Origin of the sequence: Streptococcus sp. FSL W8-0197 (assembly GCF_037963785.1) — a bacterium.
Classification (GTDB): domain Bacteria; phylum Bacillota; class Bacilli; order Lactobacillales; family Streptococcaceae; genus Streptococcus; species Streptococcus oralis_CQ.
Map to the genome: position 1 here is coordinate 1,856,647 of NZ_CP150168.1, position 21,814 is coordinate 1,878,460.

Consider the following 21,814-nt stretch of genomic DNA (forward strand, 5'->3'; position numbering starts at 1 on the left):
TCTTAGATGACTTCTACAGAACCACCTTTAGCAGTGATAGCTTCCTCAGCTGATTTAGAGAATTTAGCTGCTTTCACAGTCAATTTCTTAGTCAACTCACCGTTACCAAGAATTTTAACTCCTGATTTTTCAGCTTTCACAATTCCTGCTTCGATAAGTACAACTGGAGTTACTTCTGCACCGTCTTCAAAGACGTTCAATTGGTCAAGGTTTACAATTGCGTATTCTTTAGCGTTAATGTTAGTGAATCCACGTTTTGGAAGACGACGGAACAATGGAGTTTGTCCACCTTCAAAACCGAGGCGAACTCCGCCACCGCTACGAGCTTTTTGACCTTTTTGACCGCGACCAGATGTTTTACCGTTACCTGATGAAGTACCACGACCAACACGGTTACGTACTTTACGAGAACCTTCTGCAGGTTTCAATTCATGAAGTTTCATTATTATTTTCTCCTCTTTTGTAAAATGCTAGCGCCGATAAGAGAGAAAAGGTTGTCTCCCTTATCAACTCGCCTATACATCGTCATTTTAGATGACTATATCTAGTTTTAGGGGATGAGTATTGCCACATCCCCTAAAAATTCATTAGTTTACTTCTTCAACTGTTACCAAGTGAGATACTGCAGTGATCATACCACGGATAGCAGCGTTGTCTTCTTTGATAACAGAGCTGTTCAATTTGCCAAGTCCAAGTGCTACAACAGTTTTACGTTGTGATGGAATGCGTCCGATTGGAGACTTAGTCAAAGTAATTTTAATTTGAGCCATTTTATCCCCTTTCTTATGCCAAATCAGAAACTGAGATACCACGAAGGGCAGCAACTTCTTCAGCGCGTTTCAATTGTTTCAAACCTTCAACAGTTGCGCGAACAATGTTGATTGGAGTGTTAGAGCCAAGTGATTTAGATGTAATATCTGCCACACCTGCCAATTCCACAACGGCACGAACTGCACCACCAGCGGCAACTCCAGAACCTTCTACAGCAGGTTTCAACAATACTTTAGCTCCACCGAATTCTGAAAGAACTTCGTGTGGGATTGTTGTTCCAACCATAGGAACTTCAATCAAGTTTTTCTTAGCATCTTCTACTGCTTTGCGGATTGCTTCTGGAACTTCTTGAGCTTTACCAGTACCAAATCCTACGCGACCGTTGTGGTCACCAACAACAACAAGAGCTGCGAAACGAAGACGACGTCCACCTTTAACAACTTTTGTAACACGGTTGACAGCAACTACGCGTTCTTCTAATTCAACTGCATTGTCTTTAAATGCCATTTTCTAGTGTCCTCCTATTAGAATTTCAATCCGTTTTCACGAGCTGCATCAGCCAAAGCTTTCACACGTCCGTGATATAGATATCCACCGCGGTCGAACACCACTTCTGAAATACCTTTAGCGTTTGCACGTTCTGCAACGAGTTTACCGACAGTAACGGCTTGTTCAGTTTTAGTTCCTTTTGAAACTTCTTTGTCAAGAGTTGAAGCACTTGCGAGCGTTACACCCGCTACGTCATCAATCACTTGAGCGTAGATGCCTGTATTAGAACGGAATACGTTCAAACGTGGGCGATCAGCAGTTCCAGAGAGTTTTCCGCGAACGCGACGGTGGCGTTTTTGGCGGAGTTTGTTTTTATCTGGTTTAGAAATCACAGTTTTCACCTCTTTAGTTTTAAATCGTGTGCTATGCACTAAGTTGGAAAATAGGTTGGTGGTTGAAAATCAACCACTCAACATTATTTACCTGTTTTACCTTCTTTACGGCGAACGAATTCACCAACGTAACGGATACCTTTACCTTTATATGGTTCTGGTGAACGAAGGCTACGTACGTAAGCAGCTGTTTGACCAACTACTTCTTTTGAAATTCCGCTAACAACGATTGTTGTTGGGTTTGGAAGTTCAAAAGTAATTCCTTCTGGAGCTTCAACTTCGTCTGGATGAGATTTACCAACAGCCAAAACAAGTTTTTTACCTTGAAGTTGTGCACGGTAACCAACCCCGCGCATTTCAAGTTCTTTCTTGAATCCTTCTGATACACCAATTACCATGTTGTTCAAAAGGGCACGAGTAGTTCCGTGGATAGTTTTCATTTCTTTTGAATCGTTTGGACGGTGAAGAGTTACTTCAGTACCTTCCACACGAATTTCAATATCTTTTGAGAACTCACGAGTAAGTTCTCCTTTAGGTCCTTTTACAGTTACAACGTTGTCATTGTTAGTGATTTCAACACCAGCAGGCAACACGATAACTTTATTACCAATACGTGACATGTTTATTTTCTCCTGTTAGATTGTCAGGCCATTACAGCCAGTTTTCACGGGGTTAAATCGATTTCTCGATTAAAGGAACATTTAGGTTTCAATTTCAAAGTGAATCTAGGCATCGTCTCGCGGGCATAACTTTGGGTTAGGCAAGAAACGATAACGAAGAGTCACAAAGAAATTGGAAGCTAAATATTACCAAACGTAAGCGATAACCTCACCACCAACATTCTTTTGGCGAGCTTCTTTATCAGTAAGCAAACCTTCAGAAGTTGAAAGGATAGCAATTCCAAGTCCGTTAAGAACTTTTGGAAGATCTTCACGTTTTTTGTAGACACGAAGCCCTGGTTTAGAAACACGTTTCAAGTTAGTGATAACTTTTTCACCGTTTGGTCCGTATTTAAGGAATACACGGATGATGCCTTGTTTGTCATCTTCGATGATTTCTACGTTCTTAACAAAACCTTCGCGTTTAAGGATTTCAGCAATCCCTTTTTTGATGTTTGATGCAGGTACTTCAAGTACTTCGTGTTTCGCTTGGTTAGCGTTACGAATACGAGTTAGGAAGTCTGCGATTGGGTCAGTCATAACCATTTTGTTTTTCTCCTCTTACTAGTAGTTTGCAAGTTGCACTTGCTAGTTAATGATTGAGCTGGGCTCAGATAGAATTGACACATTCAAATGAGAGAACTCTTATTTGAACACGAGCTACAACCTGTGCAAAAAAGATAAATTTGTTTTGGAGCATCGCTCCTTCTCCAAATTTCCTATTTTTGCTGTGGTTGTTACGCTCTTTGTATCATGATATTACCAAGATGCTTTTGTTACACCAGGAATTTGTCCTTTGTAAGCTAATTCACGGAAGCAAACACGGCAAAGTTTAAATTTGCGGTAAACTGAATGTGGACGACCACATTTTTCACAACGAGTATAAGCTTGAGTAGAGAACTTCGCTGGACGTTTGTTCTTAGCAATCATTGATTTTTTAGCCATTAGATTTACCTCCTATATTATTTTGCAAAAGGCATTCCAAGGCCTGTAAGCAATGCACGTGACTCTTCGTCAGTGTTAGCAGTTGTTACGATAACGATGTCAAGACCACGAGTTTTGTCAACGTCATCAAAGTTGATTTCTGGGAAGATCAATTGTTCTTTCACACCAAGTGTGTAGTTTCCGCGTCCATCAAATGATTTTGTTGGAACACCGTGGAAGTCACGCACACGTGGAAGTGAAACTGAAACCAATTTGTCCAAGAATTCGTACATACGTTCACCACGAAGGGTAACTTTTGCACCGATCGCTACACCTTCACGAAGACGGAAGCCGGCGATTGATTTTTTAGCTTTAGTGATAAGTGGTTTTTGACCTGAGATAAGTGCCAATTCTTCAGCAGCTTTTTCAAGACTTTTGGCGTTTGATACAGCTTCACCAACACCCATGTTCAAAACGATCTTATCTACTTTAGGCACAGCCATCACTGATGAGTAGTTGAATTGTTCTGTCAAAGCAGGAACTACTTCATTAAGATATTTTTCTTTTAAACGATTTGCCATTATACTTCTCCTTTCCTTCGTGATTAATCAAGCACTTCGCCTGATTTTTTGTTGTAGCGAACTTTTTTACCGTCTACAAATTTGTAACCAACACGACCAGCTACACCATTTTTGTCCAATACTTGAACGTTTGATACGTGGATAGCTGCTTCTTTCTCGATGATACCACCTTGAGGAAGTTCGTTAGTTGGACGTTGATGTTTCTTAACAATGTTAACACCTTCAACGATAACTTTGTTTACTTTTGGAAGGGCAGTAAGGACAACAGCTTCTGTTCCCTTATCTTTACCAGCGATTACGCGAACTTTGTCGCCTTTTTTTACAAACATTAGGTTTCTCCTTGATTTTTCTTACGCCCATAAGGGCACCCTGGAGGCAAATCCAGGGGACTAGTTTGTTTTTAAAAATTAAAGTACTTCTGGAGCAAGTGACACGATCTTCATGAAGCCACCTTCACGCAATTCGCGTGCAACTGGGCCAAAGATACGTGTTCCGCGAGGAGTTTTGTCTTCACGGATGATAACTGCTGCATTTTCGTCAAACTTGATGTATGAACCATCAGCACGACGAGCACCTGATTTAGTACGAACGATAACAGCTTTTACAACGTCACCTTTTTTAACCGCACCACCAGGAGTAGCTTGTTTTACAGATGCCACGATAACATCACCGATGTTTGCAAATTTACGTCCTGAACCACCAAGAACTTTGATAGTCAAGATTTCGCGCGCACCGCTGTTGTCTGCGACTTTCAAACGAGTTTCTGTTTGAATCATTTCAGTTTTCTCCTTTCAGGTTTGATTAGATGATGACCGCTTCTTCAACAACTTCTACAAGACGGAAACGTTTTGTAGCTGAAAGCGGACGAGTTTCCATGATACGTACGATATCGCCTTCTTTGGCAACATTGTTTTCATCATGTGCTTTGTATTTCTTAGAGTAGTTAATACGTTTACCATAGACTGGGTGGTTACGTTTTGTTTCAACTACAACTGTGATTGTCTTGTCCATTTTGTCAGATACAACACGTCCAACAAGAACTTTACGATTATTGCGTTCCATTGAAATTTCTCCTTCCCTAGTCTATTATTTCGCTTCAGATTGAACTGTTTTGATACGAGCGATTTGTTTTTTAACTTCTTTCAAGCGAGCTGTTTGTTCCAATTGACCAGTAGCAGCTTGGAAACGAAGTTCAAACAATTCTTTTTTCAATTCGTTTTCGCGCTTCGCGAGTTCTTCTTGAGAAAGACCACGAAGTTCTTTAACAAATTCTTTTACTTCATTAAGTTTCATGCCTTCTCCTTATTCTGCTTCACGTTTTACGAATTTACATTTAACTGGCAATTTGTGGCTTGCAAGACGAAGCGCTTCGCGAGCGATTTCTTCAGATACACCAGCGATTTCGAACATCACTTTACCACGTTTAACTGGTGCAACCCAACCTTCAGGTGCCCCTTTACCAGATCCCATACGCACACCGATAGCTTTAGCAGTGTATGATTTGTGTGGGAAGATTTTAATCCAAACTTTACCACCACGTTTCATGTAACGAGTCATGGCGATACGAGCAGCTTCGATTTGGCGGTTAGTGATCCAGTGGCTAGTTGTAGCTTGAAGACCGTATTCACCGAATGCTACTTCTTTTCCACCTTTTGCTTCACCGCGCATTTTTCCACGGAATTCACGACGGTGTTTAACACGTTTAGGTACTAACATTGGTTATTTACCTCCTTTAGTGTTTTTACGAGTTGGAAGAACTTCACCACGGTAGATCCATACTTTAACACCAAGTTTACCGTATGTAGTATCTGCTTCTTCCCAAGCGTAATCGATATCTGCACGAAGTGTGTGAAGTGGAACAGTTCCTTCAGAGTATCCTTCAGCACGGGCGATATCTGCACCGTTCAAACGACCTGATACTTGAGTTTTAATTCCTTTAGCTCCAGCACGCATTGCACGTTGGATTGCTTGTTTTTGTGCACGACGGAAAGCGACACGTTGCTCCAATTGACGAGCAATTCCTTCACCTACAAGGTGAGCATCCAAATCAGGTTGTTTGATTTCGATGATGTTGATGTGTACTTGTTTTCCAGTCAATTTGTTAAGTTTTGCACGGAGTGCATCAACGTTAGCACCACCTTTACCGATAACCATACCTGGTTTAGCAGTGTGAAGTGAAACGTTAACTTTGTTTACTGCGCGTTCAATTTCGATAGTTGAAACTGCTGCGTCAGCAAGTTCTTTTTGAACGAATTTACGGATTGCAAGATCTTCATGAAGGTAATCCGCGTATTCTTTTTCAGCATACCATTTGGCATCCCAATCACGGATGATGCCGATACGCATACCAATTGGATGTACTTTTTGACCCACGATGTTACCTCCTTATTTTTCTGCAACAGCCACAGTGATGTGAGCTGTACGTTTGTTGATTGGTGAAGCTGAACCTTTCGCACGTGGACGGAAACGTTTCATAGTTGGTCCTTCGTTTGCGAATGCTTCAGATACTACCAAGTTAGCTTTGTCCAAACCAAAGTTGTTTTCAGCGTTAGCTACAGCTGAATTCAAGACTTTCAAGATGATTTCAGCAGCTTTGTTTGGTGTGAATGTCAAGATTGCAATAGCATCGGCTACGCTTTTACCACGGATGTTGTCAAGAACAAGACGTGATTTACGAGGTGAAACACGTACTGTACGAGCCATTGCTTTAGCTGAAGTAATTTCTGCCATTTATGTTCTCCTTATTTTCTACGTGTTTTCTTGTCGTCTGCAGCGTGACCTTTGTAAGTACGAGTTGGTGCAAATTCACCAAGTTTGTGACCTACCATGTCTTCTTGGATGTAAACAGGTACGTGTTTACGTCCGTCATAAACTGCAATAGTGTAACCAATGAAACTTGGGAAGATCGTTGAACGACGTGACCAAGTTTTGATAACTTTTTTCTTTTCGTCGTTAGCTTGAGCTTCAACTTTTTTCATCAAATGCTCATCGACGAAAGGTCCTTTTTTAAGACTGCGTCCCATTTTTATATTTTCTCCTTTAAATGTTGTACCACAGCGGCTTGCGCTCACATGGAGCGCTACCGAGCTGGCGGATTTCCTAGTTGCTTAGGCGACTAGTTTACTATTATTTCTCGTTGCGACGACGAACGATAAGTTTGTCAGATTTCGCTTTCTTGTTACGAGTTTTAAGACCAAGAGCAGGTTTGCCCCATGGAGTAGATGGCGCTTTACGACCAACTGGTGCTTTACCTTCACCACCACCGTGTGGGTGATCGTTAGGGTTCATTACAGAACCACGAACTGTTGGGCGGATACCTTTCCAACGGCTACGTCCTGCTTTACCAAGGTTTACAAGTCCATGTTGTTCGTTTCCGACAACACCAACTGTAGCACGACAAGTTCCAAGAATCATACGAACTTCGCCAGATTGAAGACGAACAAGAACGTATTTACCTTCTTGACCCAATACTTGGGCAGAAGCACCAGCAGCACGTACCAATTCTCCACCACGACCTGGTTTCAATTCGATGTTGTGGATCAAAGTACCAACTGGGATGTTAGCAAGTGGAAGAGCGTTTCCGACTTTGATATCTGCTTCAGGACCTGAAACGATACGTTGACCAACTTCAAGACCTTTTGGAGCGATGATGTATGCTTTCACACCGTCAGTGTAGTGTACAAGAGCGATGTTTGCAGAACGGTTTGGATCGTACTCGATAGTTTTAACAACTGCTTCAACGTTGTCTTTGTTACGTTTGAAGTCAACCAAACGGTAGAAACGTTTGTGTCCACCACCTTGGTGACGAACAGTGATACGACCGTTGTTGTTACGACCAGCCTTGCTCTTCAAAGCAACAAGCAATGATTTTTCAGGAGTGCTTGTTGTGATTTCAGCGAAATCCAAAGAAGTCATATTACGGCGACCGTTTGTTGTTGGTTTATAAACACGAATTCCCACGATATTTCCTCCTTAGATTATTCAGCTTCAGCAGCGAACAACTCGATTGCTTTTGAATCAGCTGTAAGTGTGATGATAGCTTTTTTAGTTTTGTTAGTAAAACCAGTGTAACGTCCAACACGTTTTGCTTTTGGTTTTACGTTGATTGTGTTAACGTTGGCAACTTTAACACCTTCGAAAGCAGCTTCAACAGCTTGCTTGATCAAAAGTTTGTGTGCACGAGTGTCAACTTCAAATACATATTTTCCTGCTTCAAGTTGAGCCATTGAGCTTTCAGTGATGACAGGTTTTTTGATAACATCATACAAATTCATTATGCAAGAACCTCCTCGATTTTAGAGATAGCTGCTTGTGTGACAAGAAGTTTGTCGCTATTTGCGATGTCAAGAACACTTGCAGTTGTAGCAGTTGCAACTTTCACGTTTGGAAGGTTACGAGCTGAAAGAGCTGCGAATTCATTTCCTTCTTCAAGGATAACAAGAACTTTAGAATCGATGCTCAATGCTGCAAGAACTTTTGCAAATTCAGCAGTTTTTGGAGCTGTAAATGAAAGAGCATCTACAGCTACGAATTTGTTTTCAGCAACTTTTTCAGAGTAAACTGATTTAAGAGCTAGGCGACGAACTTTTTGTGGAAGTTTGTAGCCGTATGAACGTGGAGTTGGTCCGAAGACAACACCACCACCACGCCATTGTGGTGAGCGGATAGAACCTTGACGAGCACGTCCAGTTCCTTTTTGACGCCATGGTTTGCGTCCACCACCTGATACTGCAGAGCGGTTTTTAACAGCGTGTGTTCCTTGACGAAGGCTTGCGCGTTGGCTGATGATCACATCAAACACAACTGATTCATTTGGTTCAATACCAAATACTGCATCGTTAAGAACAACTTGGCCAGCTTCTTTACCAGTTTGGTCAAATAATGTTACGTTTGCCATTGTGACTGATTTCCCCTTTCTTTATTATTTACCAGCTTTAACTGCTGATTTGATAGTGATAAGAGATTTCTTAGCACCTGGTACGTTACCTTTGATAAGGATAACGTTCTTTTCTGGAACAACTTGTACAACTTCAAGGTTTTGAATTGTTACGCGGTCGCCACCCATACGTCCTGCAAGGTTTTTACCTTTGAATACGCGGTTAGGTGCAACAGGTCCCATAGAACCTGGACGACGGTGGTAACGAGAACCGTGAGCCATTGGTCCACGTGATTGTCCGTGGCGTTTGATAACACCTTGGAAACCTTTACCTTTAGAAGTACCAGTTACGTCAACAACGTCTCCAGCTGCGAATGTTTCAACTGTGATTTCAGCACCAACTTCCAAGCCTTCAACGTTTTTGAATTCACGAATGAAGCGCTTAGGAGCCGTGTTAGCTTTCGCTACATGTCCTTTAGCAGGTTTGTTGCTCAATACTTCGCGTTTGTCATCGAAACCAACTTGGATAGCGTTGTATCCGTCTGTTTCAACAGTTTTAACTTGAAGAACAACGTTTGGAGTTGCTTCAATAACTGTTACAGGGATCAATTCGCCAGCTTCAGTGAAGATTTGAGTCATTCCCACTTTTTTCCCTAAGATTCCTTTTGTCATGAGAAAATAGTTCCTTTTCTATATTTTTTATTCAAAAAGTTTTTAACGAGCGTTTTTTATGCTCAAGTCTAAGATACAAAGGGCGTCAAACTCAAAGTGAAAATAGGAAACTGACGCAGTGTCTAACAGACACTAGGAAGTTTATCTTTTTCACACCGAGTTTAGCCCGTGTTCAATTAAATTGAAACACCAGCCTCTGCTCTTTTATATTTTAGATTAAAGTTTGATTTCTACGTTTACACCACTTGGAAGATCCAATTTCATCAACGCATCAACTGTTTTTTGAGTTGGGTTAACGATATCGATCAAACGTTTGTGTGTACGCATTTCAAATTGTTCGCGAGAGTCTTTGTATTTGTGAGTCGCACGAATGATTGTGTAGAGGCTACGCTCAGTTGGAAGTGGGATTGGACCCGCAACTTGTGCACCTGTACGAGTAGCTGATTCTACGATTTTTGCAGCCGCTGTGTCAAGCGTACGGTGTTCGTAAGCTTTCAAACGGATACGGATTTTTTTGTTTGCCATCTTTTTCTCCTTTTCGTCTATTTAAGATAATAGGCTAGCTCCACAAGAAAACCGACGCGCGTTGCGTGGCAATGCAACCGAGCGTGTCGCAACCTCTTGCATCAAAGCTAAGGCTGTAATTTACAGCACCATAATAGAATAACACAAAGCCCCTACGATTGCAAGGGATTTGTGAGCTTTTTTTCGTTTTTTTAAGATGAAACTGTTTTCTCTTTTCATCTTTCCAAGATTACGGATTTATATCTATAAAAAACCGTCTTTTCTTCTATATAATGTGTGTCATTTTGACCTTGAATGTATCTTCTGATTGATCTACTAAAATGTCCGCTTTAGACTCGTTTTCTCTATAGTATCGCAGATACTGCTCCCGTCTCATCTGATGGCTAGCCAATACAAAAGATGCATCCCGATTTCTCATAGTCGTATCTCGAGCTAAGCGCCTCTTTAATTCGGTCTCCTCATCCGTGTAGAAACAGATAGTTTTGTCAAAGAGTTCCTTGGGTAGAAATCCCACAGACATCCCTTCAACAATCAGAATTGGTTTGGCTCCAGACAAGACCTCGCTAGCCTTCCACGGTTCATCGATTGTTAAGACATCCATACCTGCCTGCAAGGCGAGAATATCTCTCTGTAAACTTGCCAGTTCATGTGCTACAGGCAGACAAGCTGTCACCTTTTGATCTGGTGCTTGCTTTGGTACTACCAGGTGACGTTCTGAAGTGATATAGGGATCTGTTTCTAGTAAATTTACTGTAGTGGAATCTAGGGCTTGATGTAATTCCTGAGCGAAGGTTGATTTACCTGAAGCCCCATGACCGTAGATCCCTAGCGTCCTAATTCTTCCCGTTTCGATCTCTGAAACCAGTTGTTCTATCAGGTCTTTTTTCTTCATTCTCTCTTCACCTGCTCATAGCTTTCTTTTCCGTCATTAAGTTTGTCCCAAATCACTATTTGACCTTGTTTGAGAGATTTTTGCACATCGATAATTCGTTGATTAGAAGACCCTCGAAACTGGAGCATAAGATTGCGCTTGCTTTTATCATACCGTCCATCGACAAGGATGTCAATCAGCGACAAGAGTTCCAATTTGTCTGGAGTCTCCAGCATCATTTCTTCCCAAGTGTAGCCCGTCCAGGACCAGATGTCTTTGTCTGGCAATTCCTTTCGAATTCGCTTAACGAGAGGTAAGAGGATACCTGTATTAAGAAAAGGTTCTCCCCCCAGCAAGGTCAATCCTTGAACATAGGGCTGGGCAAGGTCTACCATGATTTGTTCTTCTAATTCTGCCGTATAGGGAATGCCTGCGTTGAAAGACCAAGTCGCAACATTATAGCACCCCTCGCAGTGAAACATGCAACCTGATACATAGAGAGAGTTGCGCACACCTTCTCCATCGACAAAGTTAAAAGCCTTGTAATCAATGATTCGCCCTTTACTAAGCTCCTCACTTTTCCATTCACCTGGTTTTGGTGTATTCCATGTCATCCTTTTACTCCAAATCTATCCAGTAACGTTCTACGCCATTGCGAACATCCTCAAAGAGTCCTCCATTTGCCACAATCACCGCCCTACTAGCAGGATTTTCCGTACTACAGGTCACAAGTGCTTTTTTGATGTTCTTTTCCTTGGCGACTTGTAAGCCTTGTCGGAGAGCTTCTTTGGCATAACCTTTGCCTCTTTCAGAGGGGCGAACGGAATAGCCGATATGGCCACCATTTTCTAGTAAGTAGTCATTTAATCGGAGACGAAGGTTGAGAAAGCCAAGAGCCTGGCCTGCTACGTCAAAACTAATCAGCTGGATAGCAGGAACCCAGTTTTCAGGAATATTGAGTCCCGCTTCCGCTTGAAGATTTTCTTCTAGCCACTCTTCATAAACAAAATTCTCAGCATCCCAAAACCCGCCATCGTGGGCTGATTGAGTCTGTTCAAACTCTGCCATCATCTCTAAAACTGTTTCTTTATCTGCCAATATCGGTCTGCGTAGTTCCATATTCCCATCCCACCTAAGAGAAAAGTGAGAGCAGACTCTCACTTTTATTTTTTCTTGCTCTTGTTTAAAAACTGTTCTCTGAGGTTGAGCAAGCGTTCTTTTTTACCTGTCCCACCTTTCGAGTGTTTCTCGTGATAACGGGTCACTTGTGCGCGTCCCTTATCGTCTAATTGGTATTTCCCCATTGCGTTTCCTTCTAATTTGTTACTTCATGTCCGGCTGTTTTAATAGTTGAACCGTTCATGTGTTTGACACGCGCAGCGATTTCCTTGTGGCGTCCATTAACCATCGGACGCGCTTGAGGATTTCCCAGATAACCACACGTACGTTTGACCACATCTACTGTTTTAGGGTCGCTATTGCCACAGTTGGGACAAGCAAAGCCTCGCTCAGTTGGTTCAAAATCCCCTTCAAAGTCACACTTGTAGCAACGATCAATCGGAGTATTGGTCCCTAGATAGCCGACACGGTCATAGGCATAGTCCCAAACAGCTTCCAAGGCTTTAGGATTTTGTTGAAGAACTGGATACTCACAATAATGGATGAAACCACCTGACGCACCTGCTTCTGGATAAACTTTCTCAAAGTCTAATTTTTCAAACGGCGTTGGATTTTTCCGGACATCGTAGTGGAACGAGTTGGTGTAGTATTCCTTATCCGTGATGTCAGGAATAGAACCGAACTTCTCTGTGTCTAAGCGACAGAAGCGATCTGTCAGACTTTCAGACGGTGTGGAGTAGATAGAGAAATGGTAACCATATTGGTCAGACCACTCTTCCACACGACGTTTCATATCGCGAATAATATCCAATGTGAATTCCTTGGCTTCAGGATTGCTTTCCCAGCTATTTCCAAAGAAGACTGTAGCCACTTCGTACAAACCGATGTAGCCCAGCGAAACTGTCGCACGGCGATTCTTAAAGAGTTGGTCAACACTTTCTTCTTTTCCGAGACGGCGGCCGAAGGCTCCATACTGATAAAGGATAGGGGCATTTGCTGGTGTTGCTTCCTTGGTTCGTTCGACACGATAAACCAGAGCATCCTCCGCAATGTTCATTCTCTCGTTGAAGATTTCCCAAAACTTATTCAGATCTCCTTCAGACTCGAGGGCGATACGAGGCAGATTAACCGTCACAACACCTAGATTCATCCGACCTGAATTGACCTCTACGCCATTCTCATCCTTCCATCCTTGGAGGAAGGAGCGACAACCCATAGGAACCTTGAAGGAACCTGTCAGTTCAATAATCTTATCATAGGACAAGACATCTGGGTACATCCGCTTGGTTGCACACTCGAGGGCCAACTGTTTGATGTCATAGTTTGGAGTTCCCTCTTCCAAGTTAAGGCCTCTTTTAAGCGTAAAGATAAGTTTTGGGAAGATGGCTGTGCGGTGTTCTGAACCAAGCCCCTTGATACGAATGGTCAAGATAGCTTTTTGAATTTCCCGTTCAAAACGACTAGTTCCTAGACCAAAACCTAGTGAAGTAAAAGGTGTTTGTCCATTTGAAGTGAAGAGGGTGTTGATTTCATACTCAAGAGATTGCATGGCATCGTAGATGTCTTTTTGAGTTTTCTTCCAAGCATAATCTTCCCGTTTCTCGGGCAAGACCCACTCTTCCGCATCCTTGAGGTGCTTTTGGTAATTCTTCTCCGCATACGGAGCCAAGACTTCATCGATACGGTCAGCTGAGCAACCCCCGTACTGGCTAGAAGCAACGTTAGCGATGATTTGAGAAATTTGAGCTGTCGCAGTCTGGATAGACTTGGGACTCTCTACCTCTGCATTCCCAATCTTAAAACCATTTTCTAGCATGCCTTTAAAATCAATCAAACAGCAGTTGGTCATAGGAGTGTAGGGACTGTAGTCCAAGTCATGATAGTGGATATCCCCTTTTTGGTGAGCATTAGCTACGTGCTTAGGAAGCATTTGCAGCCCAATCGACTTCCCAACAATCCCTGCTGTCAAATCACGCTGGGTGTTGAAGACATCGCTGTCTTTATTGGCATTTTCATTGACAACTGCTTGATCTTTATTGAGAAGTTTATGGATACTAAAGTTGATATCTGTCGCTTTTGAGCGCTCAAAATCCCTTTGTGTCCGATAAGTGATATACTCCTCAGCTAGTGCATACTCTTTGGCTTCAAGGAGTTCGTGCTCTACGACATTTTGAATTTCATAAATCTTGACACCTTGAGGGAAGCGGCTGTGAATTTCAGTCACGATTCTTTCAACTAGACCATTTAGGCGTTTTTCTACTAGAGGCGTAACGTCCATAACCTTTTCCGCCGCCTTGTGGAGAGCCTTGTCAATCTTGTCTACATCAAACACCACTCGTCTACCATCTCGTTTTTCAACGAACAAGGTGGGAACGGTTGCAAGCTTTTCTTCTAATACAATCATATCCATGCTCTTTTCTAAAATGTTGTTCTATGAAGTATTATACCACTCTTAAAATAAAAATCAATATCTTGTGTTAAAAATCCTAAAAATTTTAAAATTCCACAAGATATTGATTTTTTGTTATTTGGATTTATAAAGTTTGAACTCGCTAGTATTTGTCTGAACAAGCTCATAGTTTTCACTGAGCCAGCTCTCTACATCTGACCACAAGGCAACTTTTTGATTGACCACAATCATCTTCGGTTGATTCTCTTTCAGGTCATTCATCAGTTTGGTTTTATTTTCATCGCTTGCAGTATAAAGTGTTGGAGTTGATAGAGAAGTCGGCGCCAAGCGTTCACTTGCACGGTAGAAATCAGGACGATCATCCCAAGCATAGACACGATCCTCAGAACTCGTTTGTTGTTTGACCACGCTAGCAAGACGGTCTCTCTCCTGATAAGTCGTTGGGTGAGAAAGGTAACGACTCACAATAGGAAGAACAATGAGATAAGCAAGGGCAATCAGTGGTAGATAGAAATTTCCTTTAAAGAAAGAAGTTTGTTTCTCACGTCTTCTTCTACGACGACTCCCTCCCTCCGAAACATCTTCCTTGATTCCTGTCAGAAGGAGCAAGACCAAGAAAGGAATTAGCACCACAAGACGAGTACCGTTGATAGGTTCTTGGGAGAGAATCAAGATTCCTAAAGAAATCAACAATCCCAAGCTAGTAGCAATTGAGAGGGCATATTGCTTGGCTGGTTTTGACTGGAACAAGCCTGCAAAGAGCAAACCAAGGGAACCTAATCCAATAGCAAGCAAACCATAGAAGGCTGCATTTTCAAGCAAATGCGAATTTGAAAAGAGGCTAAGAGTATTTACCGGATACAAGGTCTGGCTAATAGCATCTCCAAAACTACCTGTCCACACTGTATAGTAGCCTAAAGGATAGAATAAGAGTGAAAATCCTAGGGCTGACGCAAAGAACTGATATAGACCATGAACAAAGTGACCTTTAGCTAGATTAAAGCCGATAATCCCCAAGGCCAGTACAGCCGCAAACAAGACGGTTGGGATTGGCGCAAGGAAGAAAGCGAGAGCAAGGCTCATCCCCACTCGTACAAATCCTTTATCATCCTTTGGAAAAGCGAGATAATTTGTAACGATACTCAATGAATAAAATAGGAAAGGCAGGGCTAGCAAAAGAGCATAGCCACCACCAAAAGCGAGTCCAGCTACAAGCAAGTATAAAATAAAGACAACTCGCTTCGCTTCCTTTTCTTGGCCGACAAGAGTATTCGCAGCCTTAAAAAGAAAAACACCTGCTCCAAACAAGGCCAACCACTCAACCAAAGCAATCAGAATACTACCTTGAAAAAGGTAGGTTAGCACATAATAGAGCAATCCCTCCGTCCCAAAATAATCTGTATACATTTGACCATTTTGATGCAAGGCCCAACCGGTATAAAGATCCTGACTTTGTTGCGGACTGATTAAACCAAAAATAAAAGGCAGGGCAACCGAAATGGCTGTGGCCACTAAACTCCAAAGCAAAATACTAAAAAAGGGAATGGGAGCTCCTTCTCGTTTTTCTGGCACTGACCAGTCTTGGTAATGAGATTCTTCTTGTTTCTCATCTATTTTCCCGTATACGTTCATTCAATTTCTCCTCTAAGTTTATCTGTTTTAGTATATCAAAATCTTACAGGAATGTCAGCTTGGGATTGATATTTGCTGAATTTCTTATCCAATAACGCAAAGCGTTCGATTTCACGAAAACGGTGGAATCGACTGTTACTATACTCTCTGACAAAATCATCATCTTCTAGATTAAGCATGGTTTTCTCCTTTACTTATCTATTCGTAAGAAAACAAAAAAGATCCAGCCTTGGGCTAGATCTTGGTTGATTGTCAAAGCATGGGTGCAAACAACTGGACAATTTCCTTGACCAGGCTTTGATACCAGCTGGTTTTGATGGTGTGGGGATAAATTTCTTGAGAAACTTTAAAAATCTCTTCGAAGTCCCTTTCAATAGCGATGATAGACTGCGTTCTATAAAGTAAGACGGCATTTTCATAGTGGTGAAGCAAGCTCCGATAGTCAAAATTGATGGTTCCCACGGTGGCCACTTCTCCATCGACAAGCATTTGCTTGCTATGAAGGAATCCCGGACTGTATTCATAAATACGAACTCCTGCAGATAACAAGTCTGGATAAGCCCCTCGAGTAACTAGCTGAATAACCTTCTTATCTGGGATACACGGTGTCACAATTCGCACATCTACCCCTCTCAGAGCTGTATTTTTGATACTTTCAGTTAGATCGTAGTCAGCAATTAGATAGGGAGTCGTGATATAGACGTAATCTGTAGCTTGATTGATAAGATTTTGGTAGACCGTTTTTCCAACTTGAGCTCTGTAGATGGGTTTTGGTCCACTACTATAGGGAATACAGAGCCCCATCCCATCTTTTGGCTGATTTTCAAGATGGTATTGGTCAAAATCACTAATCTCTCCACGGTTGATATACCAGGCAGATAAAAAGAGTCTGGTAAAAGCCTTAACTGCCGGTCCATCCAGACGAATACCGCTATCCTTCCAATAACCAAAGCGTTCGATATGGTTGATATACTCATCAGCCAGATTGATACCACCTGTATAGGCAATTTGACCATCGATAATCATGATTTTACGGTGATCACGGTTGTTATAAGCAACGGTCAAACGTGGAATCACCTTATTAAATTTGTGGGCTTCAATCCCTCGACCACGAAGCTGGATGGTGTAATCTCCAGGCAAGGTTGCCATACAACCAATATCATCATAGAGAAGCTTCACCTCTACTCCTTGAGCTGCCTTTTCTTCCAAAATCTCCAAAATACTATTCCACATCAAACCTTCTTCGATGATATAGTATTCGAGAAAGATAAACTTCTCAGCTTTCTTGAGATCCTCTAGCATCTGATGCCACATACTTTCCCCAGATGCAAAAAATTGTGTATCCGTTCGATCATAGACATCGGCATTCGTATCCATGCTAAGGAGTGATTTGATAACTCCGTAAGCTGATTTGTCTTGTTCCTTTAACTCCAAACGGAGAGCTCTGCTATTGTCCTCTCGATCAACCATTGATTGGAGCTGCTTTAGCTGCTTCATTTCTTTTTTAGATAAACGACGCTCTCCAAACATGATATAGAGCAATGGGCCAAACACTGGCACAAAGGCTACTAACAGCCATGTTACCTTACTCTCAGGATTCATAGACCGATTGACAATCGATACAATGGTCGCTAAACTCACTAAAATGACCAGGATAATCCAGACAATTGGAGCCATTTGCCCTAGATAGAGAAATAAACCAAAGACGATAAACAACTCTGCCAACATGATGGTAATACTAAAACCATATTTGGACATGAGTAGCTGCATTTTTCTAGCTGTCATACATCCCCTTTCTTTTCTAACATTCTCCTTAACTGCTTGATAAACTAATGTTTCTACTAGTATACCTCAGTTCAGGGGTAGATAGCAACCGTTTACCTTTGCTCAAGTTCCAGTCGTTCCGTGTTTAGATGATTATTACAATTTCAGAGCCAACATATTGACCGTCATACCAGCTGCAGTCCCCATAAGGTAGACGACATCTCCCTCCTTGATAAGTCCATGCTCCAAAGAATAAGCCAGGCCAAACGGTACAGAGACTGACACCATATTTCCATAGTCAGTGACGAGATTGAGGTACTGATCCTCAGCCACACCTAGTTTTTCCATGACCAAAGGAAGAGCACGACTTGCTTGGTGAGGAATGATATAGTCCACGTCTGCCAAGGCTAGCTGTGTTTTTTCTTGAAACTCTTCAAACATGACTGGGATTTTACGAGCAGACAAGAGGAGGATTTTCTTCCCCTTCATGTCAAACATATAGTTGGTCTTCGTCGCTTCAGAGTACTCTTTTGGTTGAAAAGAAGTCAGACCTCCACGAATCTCCGTATCGTGAGCCCCTTCTGACCAAGTACGTTGGAGACTAGCAATGACCCCTTTTTCCTGATGACTTTTTTGGAAAATAAAGGCTGCTGCCCCATCACTAAAGAGTTCAAAACTTTCTTTTTGCTTGGGATTGAGCCCTAAACTACCAACCTCACTAGACACAAGCAAGACACGATTGTATTCGCCCGCCTCAATCAAGTGGGACATAGTCGATAGAGCAGAAATAAAGCTGGTACAGGTCGTATTGATGTCCATTGCTGGAATTGAGAGTCCTTTTGCCACGCGCTCATGAATCAAGGCAGCCGTACAAGGAATAGGCTGAACACCAACTGCACTAGCTGATACAAGGCAATTGATATCTTTAATATCCAAATTTGCATGTTCAAGTGCACGGTGGATAGCTCCTTCTGCCAAGTCGAGTTGCGTTTCTTCATTTTCAACTACACGATAACGGGTCTGGTCTTTAAATTGAACTGTATGCTTTGGAAGGCAAATGCCATAACCTGCGATTTCTACATGTCTTTTTACTTCTGTCATTGTCTTTCTTCCTTTCATAAACGTTGGATACGTTTGAGTTTACGGCTAATATCCCAGTGATAATCTGAAAATTGGATTTGAGGAACTATGAACTCTTTTTGCTGGGCCAAGAGTTGGAACTGTGCTAAAATTGCTGTCTCTACGTCCTCATCTCTTCGGCTTAAACAAACTTCCACTAATTTCTCGGAATGTTGCTTAACTTGGTAATCTCCTACATTCTCCACAAAGAGGATACAACGCCTGATAAAGTCTGGATAGATCGTTACCTGCCCGCCATTCTGCCCTTTAAAGTAGAAGATATCATCAGAGCGTCCTTCGACCTTGTCAATCCGTGTATAGTAGGAGCCACAGGGACAAGGCTCCGGATTTTCAACCAAGATATCATTGAGCTGGTAGCGATAAACAGGCTGACTGCTTCGTTTAAAGTCCGTAATCACTGGATAGAAACGGCGGTCATCTAGATACTGCTTTTCCACAAAGATAATGTCTTCGTTGAGATGCAGATTGCCAGCTGAGCAAGTGCAGGCTAAGAAACCTTCAGTCGCCTGATAAACTTGATCAATGATGGATAGTGAAAAGGCTTCTGCGATTCGTCCTCTATCACTATCTTCCAAGATTTCCGCCACCGAAACGATTTTTTGAGGATGAATGGCTAACTCTCCAGCCTTAAGACGCTTGCTCAATTCAATCAACATCGAGGCTGGCGCCACAATAATCGTTGGTTGATAGTTGTTGAGTCGCTCGATATGCTCATCTGTATGTTTGAAAATATCAAAATACTCTAGACGAATGAGCGCTGTATTGATGGTCTGATAGAGTTCATTATCAGCTCTCAGGAAAAAGGCGATGCGGTGTCCAAAAAGCTGCCCCTTGGGCAACATCTTTGCCAAGATAGCCGCAGCCCACATACTTCGCTCTTTCTCTGTTGTGATAAAGAGCCCCCGATGTCCAGACGTCCCTGAAGACAGACCGACGGCTACTTCCCCTTTAAGTTCAGTGAAGTCACGGGTCTTCTCACTTTCAATAGCTAAGGATAAGGCTTCATCACGATCCACTCCTTGGGTGTTGAGCTCATTGAAATGTTCCATCATAAAAGCCTTGTCCATATGGTCAAAGTTGCTAGGAACTCCATTTTTAAAGTAGGGCGACTCTCGCTTTAAAAAGTCTATATAGTTAGTTAATTGCTTTTTCTGATAGTTTTCTACAGCTTCTCGAGATTTGAAATGATGAAGCCATCGAGTTTGGATAAAGGTTTTAAGAAAGGTTATTTTTTTCATGTAAGATTGACTCTATCCTTTCTACAGGATCATGGCTAACAACTACCTCGATACCGTCCTTTAAGACTTCCTCCAGAAACTCTGTCCCCCTGATATAGTCAGACTTATTATCCTGAACAAAGGAAGGAATCAGGTGCATCTGCTTGGTGTAAGGTAAGAGATCAATTCCCCAACAGAGGTCCGCTGCAATGAGGAGATTAAGGTCTGGAAAATATAGACAGGCTTGCCCCCTAGCATGCCCGTCAACAGAGGCTACTAGGATACTGCCATCTCCAAAAAGATCACAAATTGGACGATAGGGAAAAGTTGAAACTTGCTGGTCAGCTCTGATAATGGTTAGATTTTTCTCAAAAGAAGCAGGTAAAAACTCCTTGAAAATCAAGTCTTTCAATTTGGGTTTTTGGTAGACTTCATATACTTCTTTTGTCAAGATAAAGGTTGCATGAGGAAAGAAACTAGCTCCTCCCAGATGATCTGGATGTAGGTGTGATAGAAGAACATAGTTAATTTCTTCTGGTTTGATTCCCTTCGCTTCCAGTAAACGTGAAATTTGGTCCTTCTCCGTCATTTGAACGGGCGTTCCTAGCCGATAGAAACCATAGCGAAGCCGGGTCTTAATATCGTAATGATAGCCTGTGTCATAGAGGAGATAGCCCTTGTCCCTGTGTTTGATAAGAAAAACACCTGCTGGAAAGGTCATCTTTTGATTCTTGACTCCCTTAAATAGCAAACCTGTGTAGCTGGTACAGTAGCCTGCTGGGAAATAATCAATGCTTTCGATAATCTTGGACATATTGTTCAATCCCTTCCGAAATACTGATTTGAGGGCGATACTCCAAGTCTCGCTCCGCCTTGCTGATGTCCAGCGTCTGACTATAACGGAGCAGATAATAGGTATAGCGTGTCAGAGGCGGTTCACCTTTGAGTTTCAAGACCTTATACAGAAACTCTAAACTACTAGCAATAACTGAAAGAAGAGGAGCTGGCACTTTTCTGTATGTTATTGGATAACCCAACTCTCTCAAGGTTTCTTCAATCAAATCCTTAAAGGTTCTTGATTCCCCATTGGTAATATTATAAACTTCGCCACTAGCTTGAGGAGTCTCTAGTGCCAAGCGAATTGCCAGAGCGACATTTTCCACACAGGTCATATCCATAAGCTGACGACCGTCTCCTATTAAGGGAATGCCAATCTTCTGACTGAGTTTGAGAACTCGGGGCAAAATACTGGTATCCCCAATCCCAAAAAGCCCACGAGGTCGTAAAATAATACTCGGAACATCGGGATAATCCTTAAACAGCTTCTCCGAAGCCAGCTTACTACGAATGTAGTTGTTCAGATTATTTTCCTGAGGCGCAGCACTTTCTTTGATAGCTAGCTGATCTCGAGGCGCAGCATAGATGCTAGGCGAGGACACATAAACCAAACGCTGAATACCAGCCTCTCGGCAAGCATCCAGAACATACTTGGTCCCTAAGACATTTGTCTGGTAGAAATCCTCCCAAGCACCCCAAACGGTAGAAAGAGCACCCGCATGCACAACCATGTCCATCCCCTGACAAGCCCGAGCTAAATCCTCTTGCTTGGTCAAATCTCCCTGAAAAAATGCCACAGAGGAGTTCTCTAAAGACTGACCCACCTTGCGATTGCGTCCAAAAGCGCGTACCTGATAGCCCTGCTGACTGAGCTCTTCAACAACATACTTGCCTAGAAAGCCCGTAGCACCTGTTACCAATACTTTCTTCATTTT

The 21,814-nt window shown here is 42.3% G+C and carries 33 protein-coding genes; all 33 read right to left on the reverse strand.

Annotated features, from left to right (window positions below; genetic code table 11):
- Positions 1–2: 2 nt before the first annotated feature.
- Entirely contained in the window at positions 3–443 is a 441-nt protein-coding gene (gene rplO, locus NYE79_RS09060; protein ID WP_000766089.1) for a 50S ribosomal protein L15, read from the reverse strand.
- A 144-nt stretch (positions 444–587) separates the two neighbouring features.
- Positions 588–770: a 50S ribosomal protein L30 gene (gene rpmD / locus NYE79_RS09065; protein WP_000057241.1), complete on the reverse strand. Its 183-nt coding sequence runs from the start codon at positions 768–770 to the stop codon at positions 588–590.
- Positions 771–783: 13 nt separating this feature from the next.
- Positions 784–1,278, reverse strand: coding sequence for a 30S ribosomal protein S5 (gene rpsE, locus NYE79_RS09070; protein WP_000874204.1), 495 nt, complete (start codon positions 1,276–1,278; stop codon positions 784–786).
- A 17-nt stretch (positions 1,279–1,295) separates the two neighbouring features.
- On the reverse strand, positions 1,296–1,652 hold the full coding sequence (rplR, locus tag NYE79_RS09075; RefSeq protein WP_004244055.1) for a 50S ribosomal protein L18: 357 nt from the start codon (positions 1,650–1,652) through the stop codon (positions 1,296–1,298).
- 83 nt (positions 1,653–1,735) lie between these two features.
- Complete coding sequence (rplF, locus tag NYE79_RS09080; RefSeq protein ID WP_000086623.1) at positions 1,736–2,272, reverse strand: 50S ribosomal protein L6; 537 nt, start codon at positions 2,270–2,272, stop codon at positions 1,736–1,738.
- Positions 2,273–2,458: 186 nt separating this feature from the next.
- Entirely contained in the window at positions 2,459–2,857 is a 399-nt protein-coding gene (gene rpsH, locus NYE79_RS09085; RefSeq protein WP_000245504.1) for a 30S ribosomal protein S8, read from the reverse strand.
- A gap of 213 nt (positions 2,858–3,070) precedes the next feature.
- The gene (locus NYE79_RS09090; protein ID WP_001085697.1) at positions 3,071–3,256 is read right to left on the reverse strand and encodes a type Z 30S ribosomal protein S14; all 186 of its coding nucleotides are present in this window, start codon (positions 3,254–3,256) and stop codon (positions 3,071–3,073) included.
- A 17-nt stretch (positions 3,257–3,273) separates the two neighbouring features.
- Positions 3,274–3,816, reverse strand: a complete 543-nt coding sequence (rplE, locus tag NYE79_RS09095) for a 50S ribosomal protein L5 (RefSeq protein ID WP_000013542.1) — start codon at positions 3,814–3,816, stop codon at positions 3,274–3,276.
- A 23-nt stretch (positions 3,817–3,839) separates the two neighbouring features.
- Positions 3,840–4,145, reverse strand: a complete 306-nt coding sequence (gene rplX, locus NYE79_RS09100; RefSeq protein ID WP_000497691.1) for a 50S ribosomal protein L24 — start codon at positions 4,143–4,145, stop codon at positions 3,840–3,842.
- A gap of 78 nt (positions 4,146–4,223) precedes the next feature.
- A complete protein-coding gene (gene rplN, locus NYE79_RS09105; protein ID WP_000616545.1) occupies positions 4,224–4,592 on the reverse strand; it encodes a 50S ribosomal protein L14 in 369 nt (122 codons plus the stop codon).
- Between the two features lie 25 nt (positions 4,593–4,617).
- A complete protein-coding gene (gene rpsQ / locus NYE79_RS09110) occupies positions 4,618–4,878 on the reverse strand; it encodes a 30S ribosomal protein S17 (protein WP_000440801.1) in 261 nt (86 codons plus the stop codon).
- A gap of 24 nt (positions 4,879–4,902) precedes the next feature.
- Entirely contained in the window at positions 4,903–5,109 is a 207-nt protein-coding gene (gene rpmC / locus NYE79_RS09115) for a 50S ribosomal protein L29 (protein ID WP_000772918.1), read from the reverse strand.
- Positions 5,110–5,118: 9 nt separating this feature from the next.
- Complete coding sequence (gene rplP / locus NYE79_RS09120) at positions 5,119–5,532, reverse strand: 50S ribosomal protein L16 (protein ID WP_000960946.1); 414 nt, start codon at positions 5,530–5,532, stop codon at positions 5,119–5,121.
- Positions 5,533–5,535: 3 nt separating this feature from the next.
- Positions 5,536–6,189 (reverse strand): 30S ribosomal protein S3, encoded by a 654-nt coding sequence (gene rpsC, locus NYE79_RS09125; RefSeq protein WP_339293697.1) that lies wholly within the window; start codon positions 6,187–6,189, stop codon positions 5,536–5,538.
- Between the two features lie 12 nt (positions 6,190–6,201).
- A complete protein-coding gene (gene rplV, locus NYE79_RS09130) occupies positions 6,202–6,546 on the reverse strand; it encodes a 50S ribosomal protein L22 (protein ID WP_000818137.1) in 345 nt (114 codons plus the stop codon).
- Between the two features lie 11 nt (positions 6,547–6,557).
- Entirely contained in the window at positions 6,558–6,839 is a 282-nt protein-coding gene (gene rpsS, locus NYE79_RS09135; protein ID WP_000533766.1) for a 30S ribosomal protein S19, read from the reverse strand.
- Positions 6,840–6,942: 103 nt separating this feature from the next.
- The gene (rplB, locus tag NYE79_RS09140) at positions 6,943–7,776 is read right to left on the reverse strand and encodes a 50S ribosomal protein L2 (protein WP_000512910.1); all 834 of its coding nucleotides are present in this window, start codon (positions 7,774–7,776) and stop codon (positions 6,943–6,945) included.
- Positions 7,777–7,793: 17 nt separating this feature from the next.
- The gene (locus tag NYE79_RS09145) at positions 7,794–8,090 is read right to left on the reverse strand and encodes a 50S ribosomal protein L23 (protein ID WP_001055347.1); all 297 of its coding nucleotides are present in this window, start codon (positions 8,088–8,090) and stop codon (positions 7,794–7,796) included.
- Positions 8,090–8,713: a 50S ribosomal protein L4 gene (gene rplD / locus NYE79_RS09150; RefSeq protein WP_000024537.1), complete on the reverse strand. Its 624-nt coding sequence runs from the start codon at positions 8,711–8,713 to the stop codon at positions 8,090–8,092. The genes NYE79_RS09145 and rplD overlap by 1 nt, the downstream gene beginning before the upstream one ends.
- A 24-nt stretch (positions 8,714–8,737) precedes the next feature.
- Positions 8,738–9,364: a 50S ribosomal protein L3 gene (gene rplC, locus NYE79_RS09155; RefSeq protein ID WP_000160197.1), complete on the reverse strand. Its 627-nt coding sequence runs from the start codon at positions 9,362–9,364 to the stop codon at positions 8,738–8,740.
- Between the two features lie 216 nt (positions 9,365–9,580).
- Entirely contained in the window at positions 9,581–9,889 is a 309-nt protein-coding gene (gene rpsJ / locus NYE79_RS09160) for a 30S ribosomal protein S10 (protein ID WP_001284513.1), read from the reverse strand.
- A gap of 265 nt (positions 9,890–10,154) precedes the next feature.
- Positions 10,155–10,781 (reverse strand): phosphoribulokinase, encoded by a 627-nt coding sequence (locus NYE79_RS09165; protein WP_049520529.1) that lies wholly within the window; start codon positions 10,779–10,781, stop codon positions 10,155–10,157.
- Complete coding sequence (gene nrdG, locus NYE79_RS09170; protein WP_049520530.1) at positions 10,778–11,374, reverse strand: anaerobic ribonucleoside-triphosphate reductase activating protein; 597 nt, start codon at positions 11,372–11,374, stop codon at positions 10,778–10,780. Before nrdG ends, NYE79_RS09165 begins: the two co-directional genes overlap by 4 nt.
- A gap of 4 nt (positions 11,375–11,378) precedes the next feature.
- On the reverse strand, positions 11,379–11,879 hold the full coding sequence (locus NYE79_RS09175) for a GNAT family N-acetyltransferase (protein ID WP_065371528.1): 501 nt from the start codon (positions 11,877–11,879) through the stop codon (positions 11,379–11,381).
- Between the two features lie 44 nt (positions 11,880–11,923).
- Entirely contained in the window at positions 11,924–12,064 is a 141-nt protein-coding gene (locus NYE79_RS09180) for a hypothetical protein (protein WP_000521627.1), read from the reverse strand.
- A gap of 11 nt (positions 12,065–12,075) precedes the next feature.
- The gene (gene nrdD, locus NYE79_RS09185; RefSeq protein WP_049520569.1) at positions 12,076–14,283 is read right to left on the reverse strand and encodes an anaerobic ribonucleoside-triphosphate reductase; all 2,208 of its coding nucleotides are present in this window, start codon (positions 14,281–14,283) and stop codon (positions 12,076–12,078) included.
- Between the two features lie 120 nt (positions 14,284–14,403).
- Positions 14,404–15,921: a damage-inducible protein CinA gene (locus tag NYE79_RS09190; RefSeq protein ID WP_065371526.1), complete on the reverse strand. Its 1,518-nt coding sequence runs from the start codon at positions 15,919–15,921 to the stop codon at positions 14,404–14,406.
- Positions 15,922–15,956: 35 nt separating this feature from the next.
- Positions 15,957–16,100, reverse strand: coding sequence for a hypothetical protein (locus NYE79_RS09195; protein WP_162837939.1), 144 nt, complete (start codon positions 16,098–16,100; stop codon positions 15,957–15,959).
- Positions 16,101–16,173: 73 nt separating this feature from the next.
- Positions 16,174–17,706: a cardiolipin synthase gene (gene cls, locus NYE79_RS09200; RefSeq protein ID WP_049500464.1), complete on the reverse strand. Its 1,533-nt coding sequence runs from the start codon at positions 17,704–17,706 to the stop codon at positions 16,174–16,176.
- Between the two features lie 135 nt (positions 17,707–17,841).
- Positions 17,842–18,786, reverse strand: coding sequence for a 3-oxoacyl-[acyl-carrier-protein] synthase III C-terminal domain-containing protein (locus tag NYE79_RS09205; protein ID WP_049500466.1), 945 nt, complete (start codon positions 18,784–18,786; stop codon positions 17,842–17,844).
- Positions 18,787–18,800: 14 nt separating this feature from the next.
- Positions 18,801–20,063, reverse strand: coding sequence for a F390 synthetase-related protein (locus tag NYE79_RS09210; RefSeq protein ID WP_049500468.1), 1,263 nt, complete (start codon positions 20,061–20,063; stop codon positions 18,801–18,803).
- Positions 20,041–20,856 (reverse strand): MBL fold metallo-hydrolase, encoded by an 816-nt coding sequence (locus NYE79_RS09215; protein WP_049500470.1) that lies wholly within the window; start codon positions 20,854–20,856, stop codon positions 20,041–20,043. Before NYE79_RS09215 ends, NYE79_RS09210 begins: the two co-directional genes overlap by 23 nt.
- Positions 20,831–21,811 (reverse strand): NAD(P)-dependent oxidoreductase, encoded by a 981-nt coding sequence (locus NYE79_RS09220; protein ID WP_049500472.1) that lies wholly within the window; start codon positions 21,809–21,811, stop codon positions 20,831–20,833. The genes NYE79_RS09215 and NYE79_RS09220 overlap by 26 nt, the downstream gene beginning before the upstream one ends.
- Between the last annotated feature and the right edge of the window lie 3 nt (positions 21,812–21,814).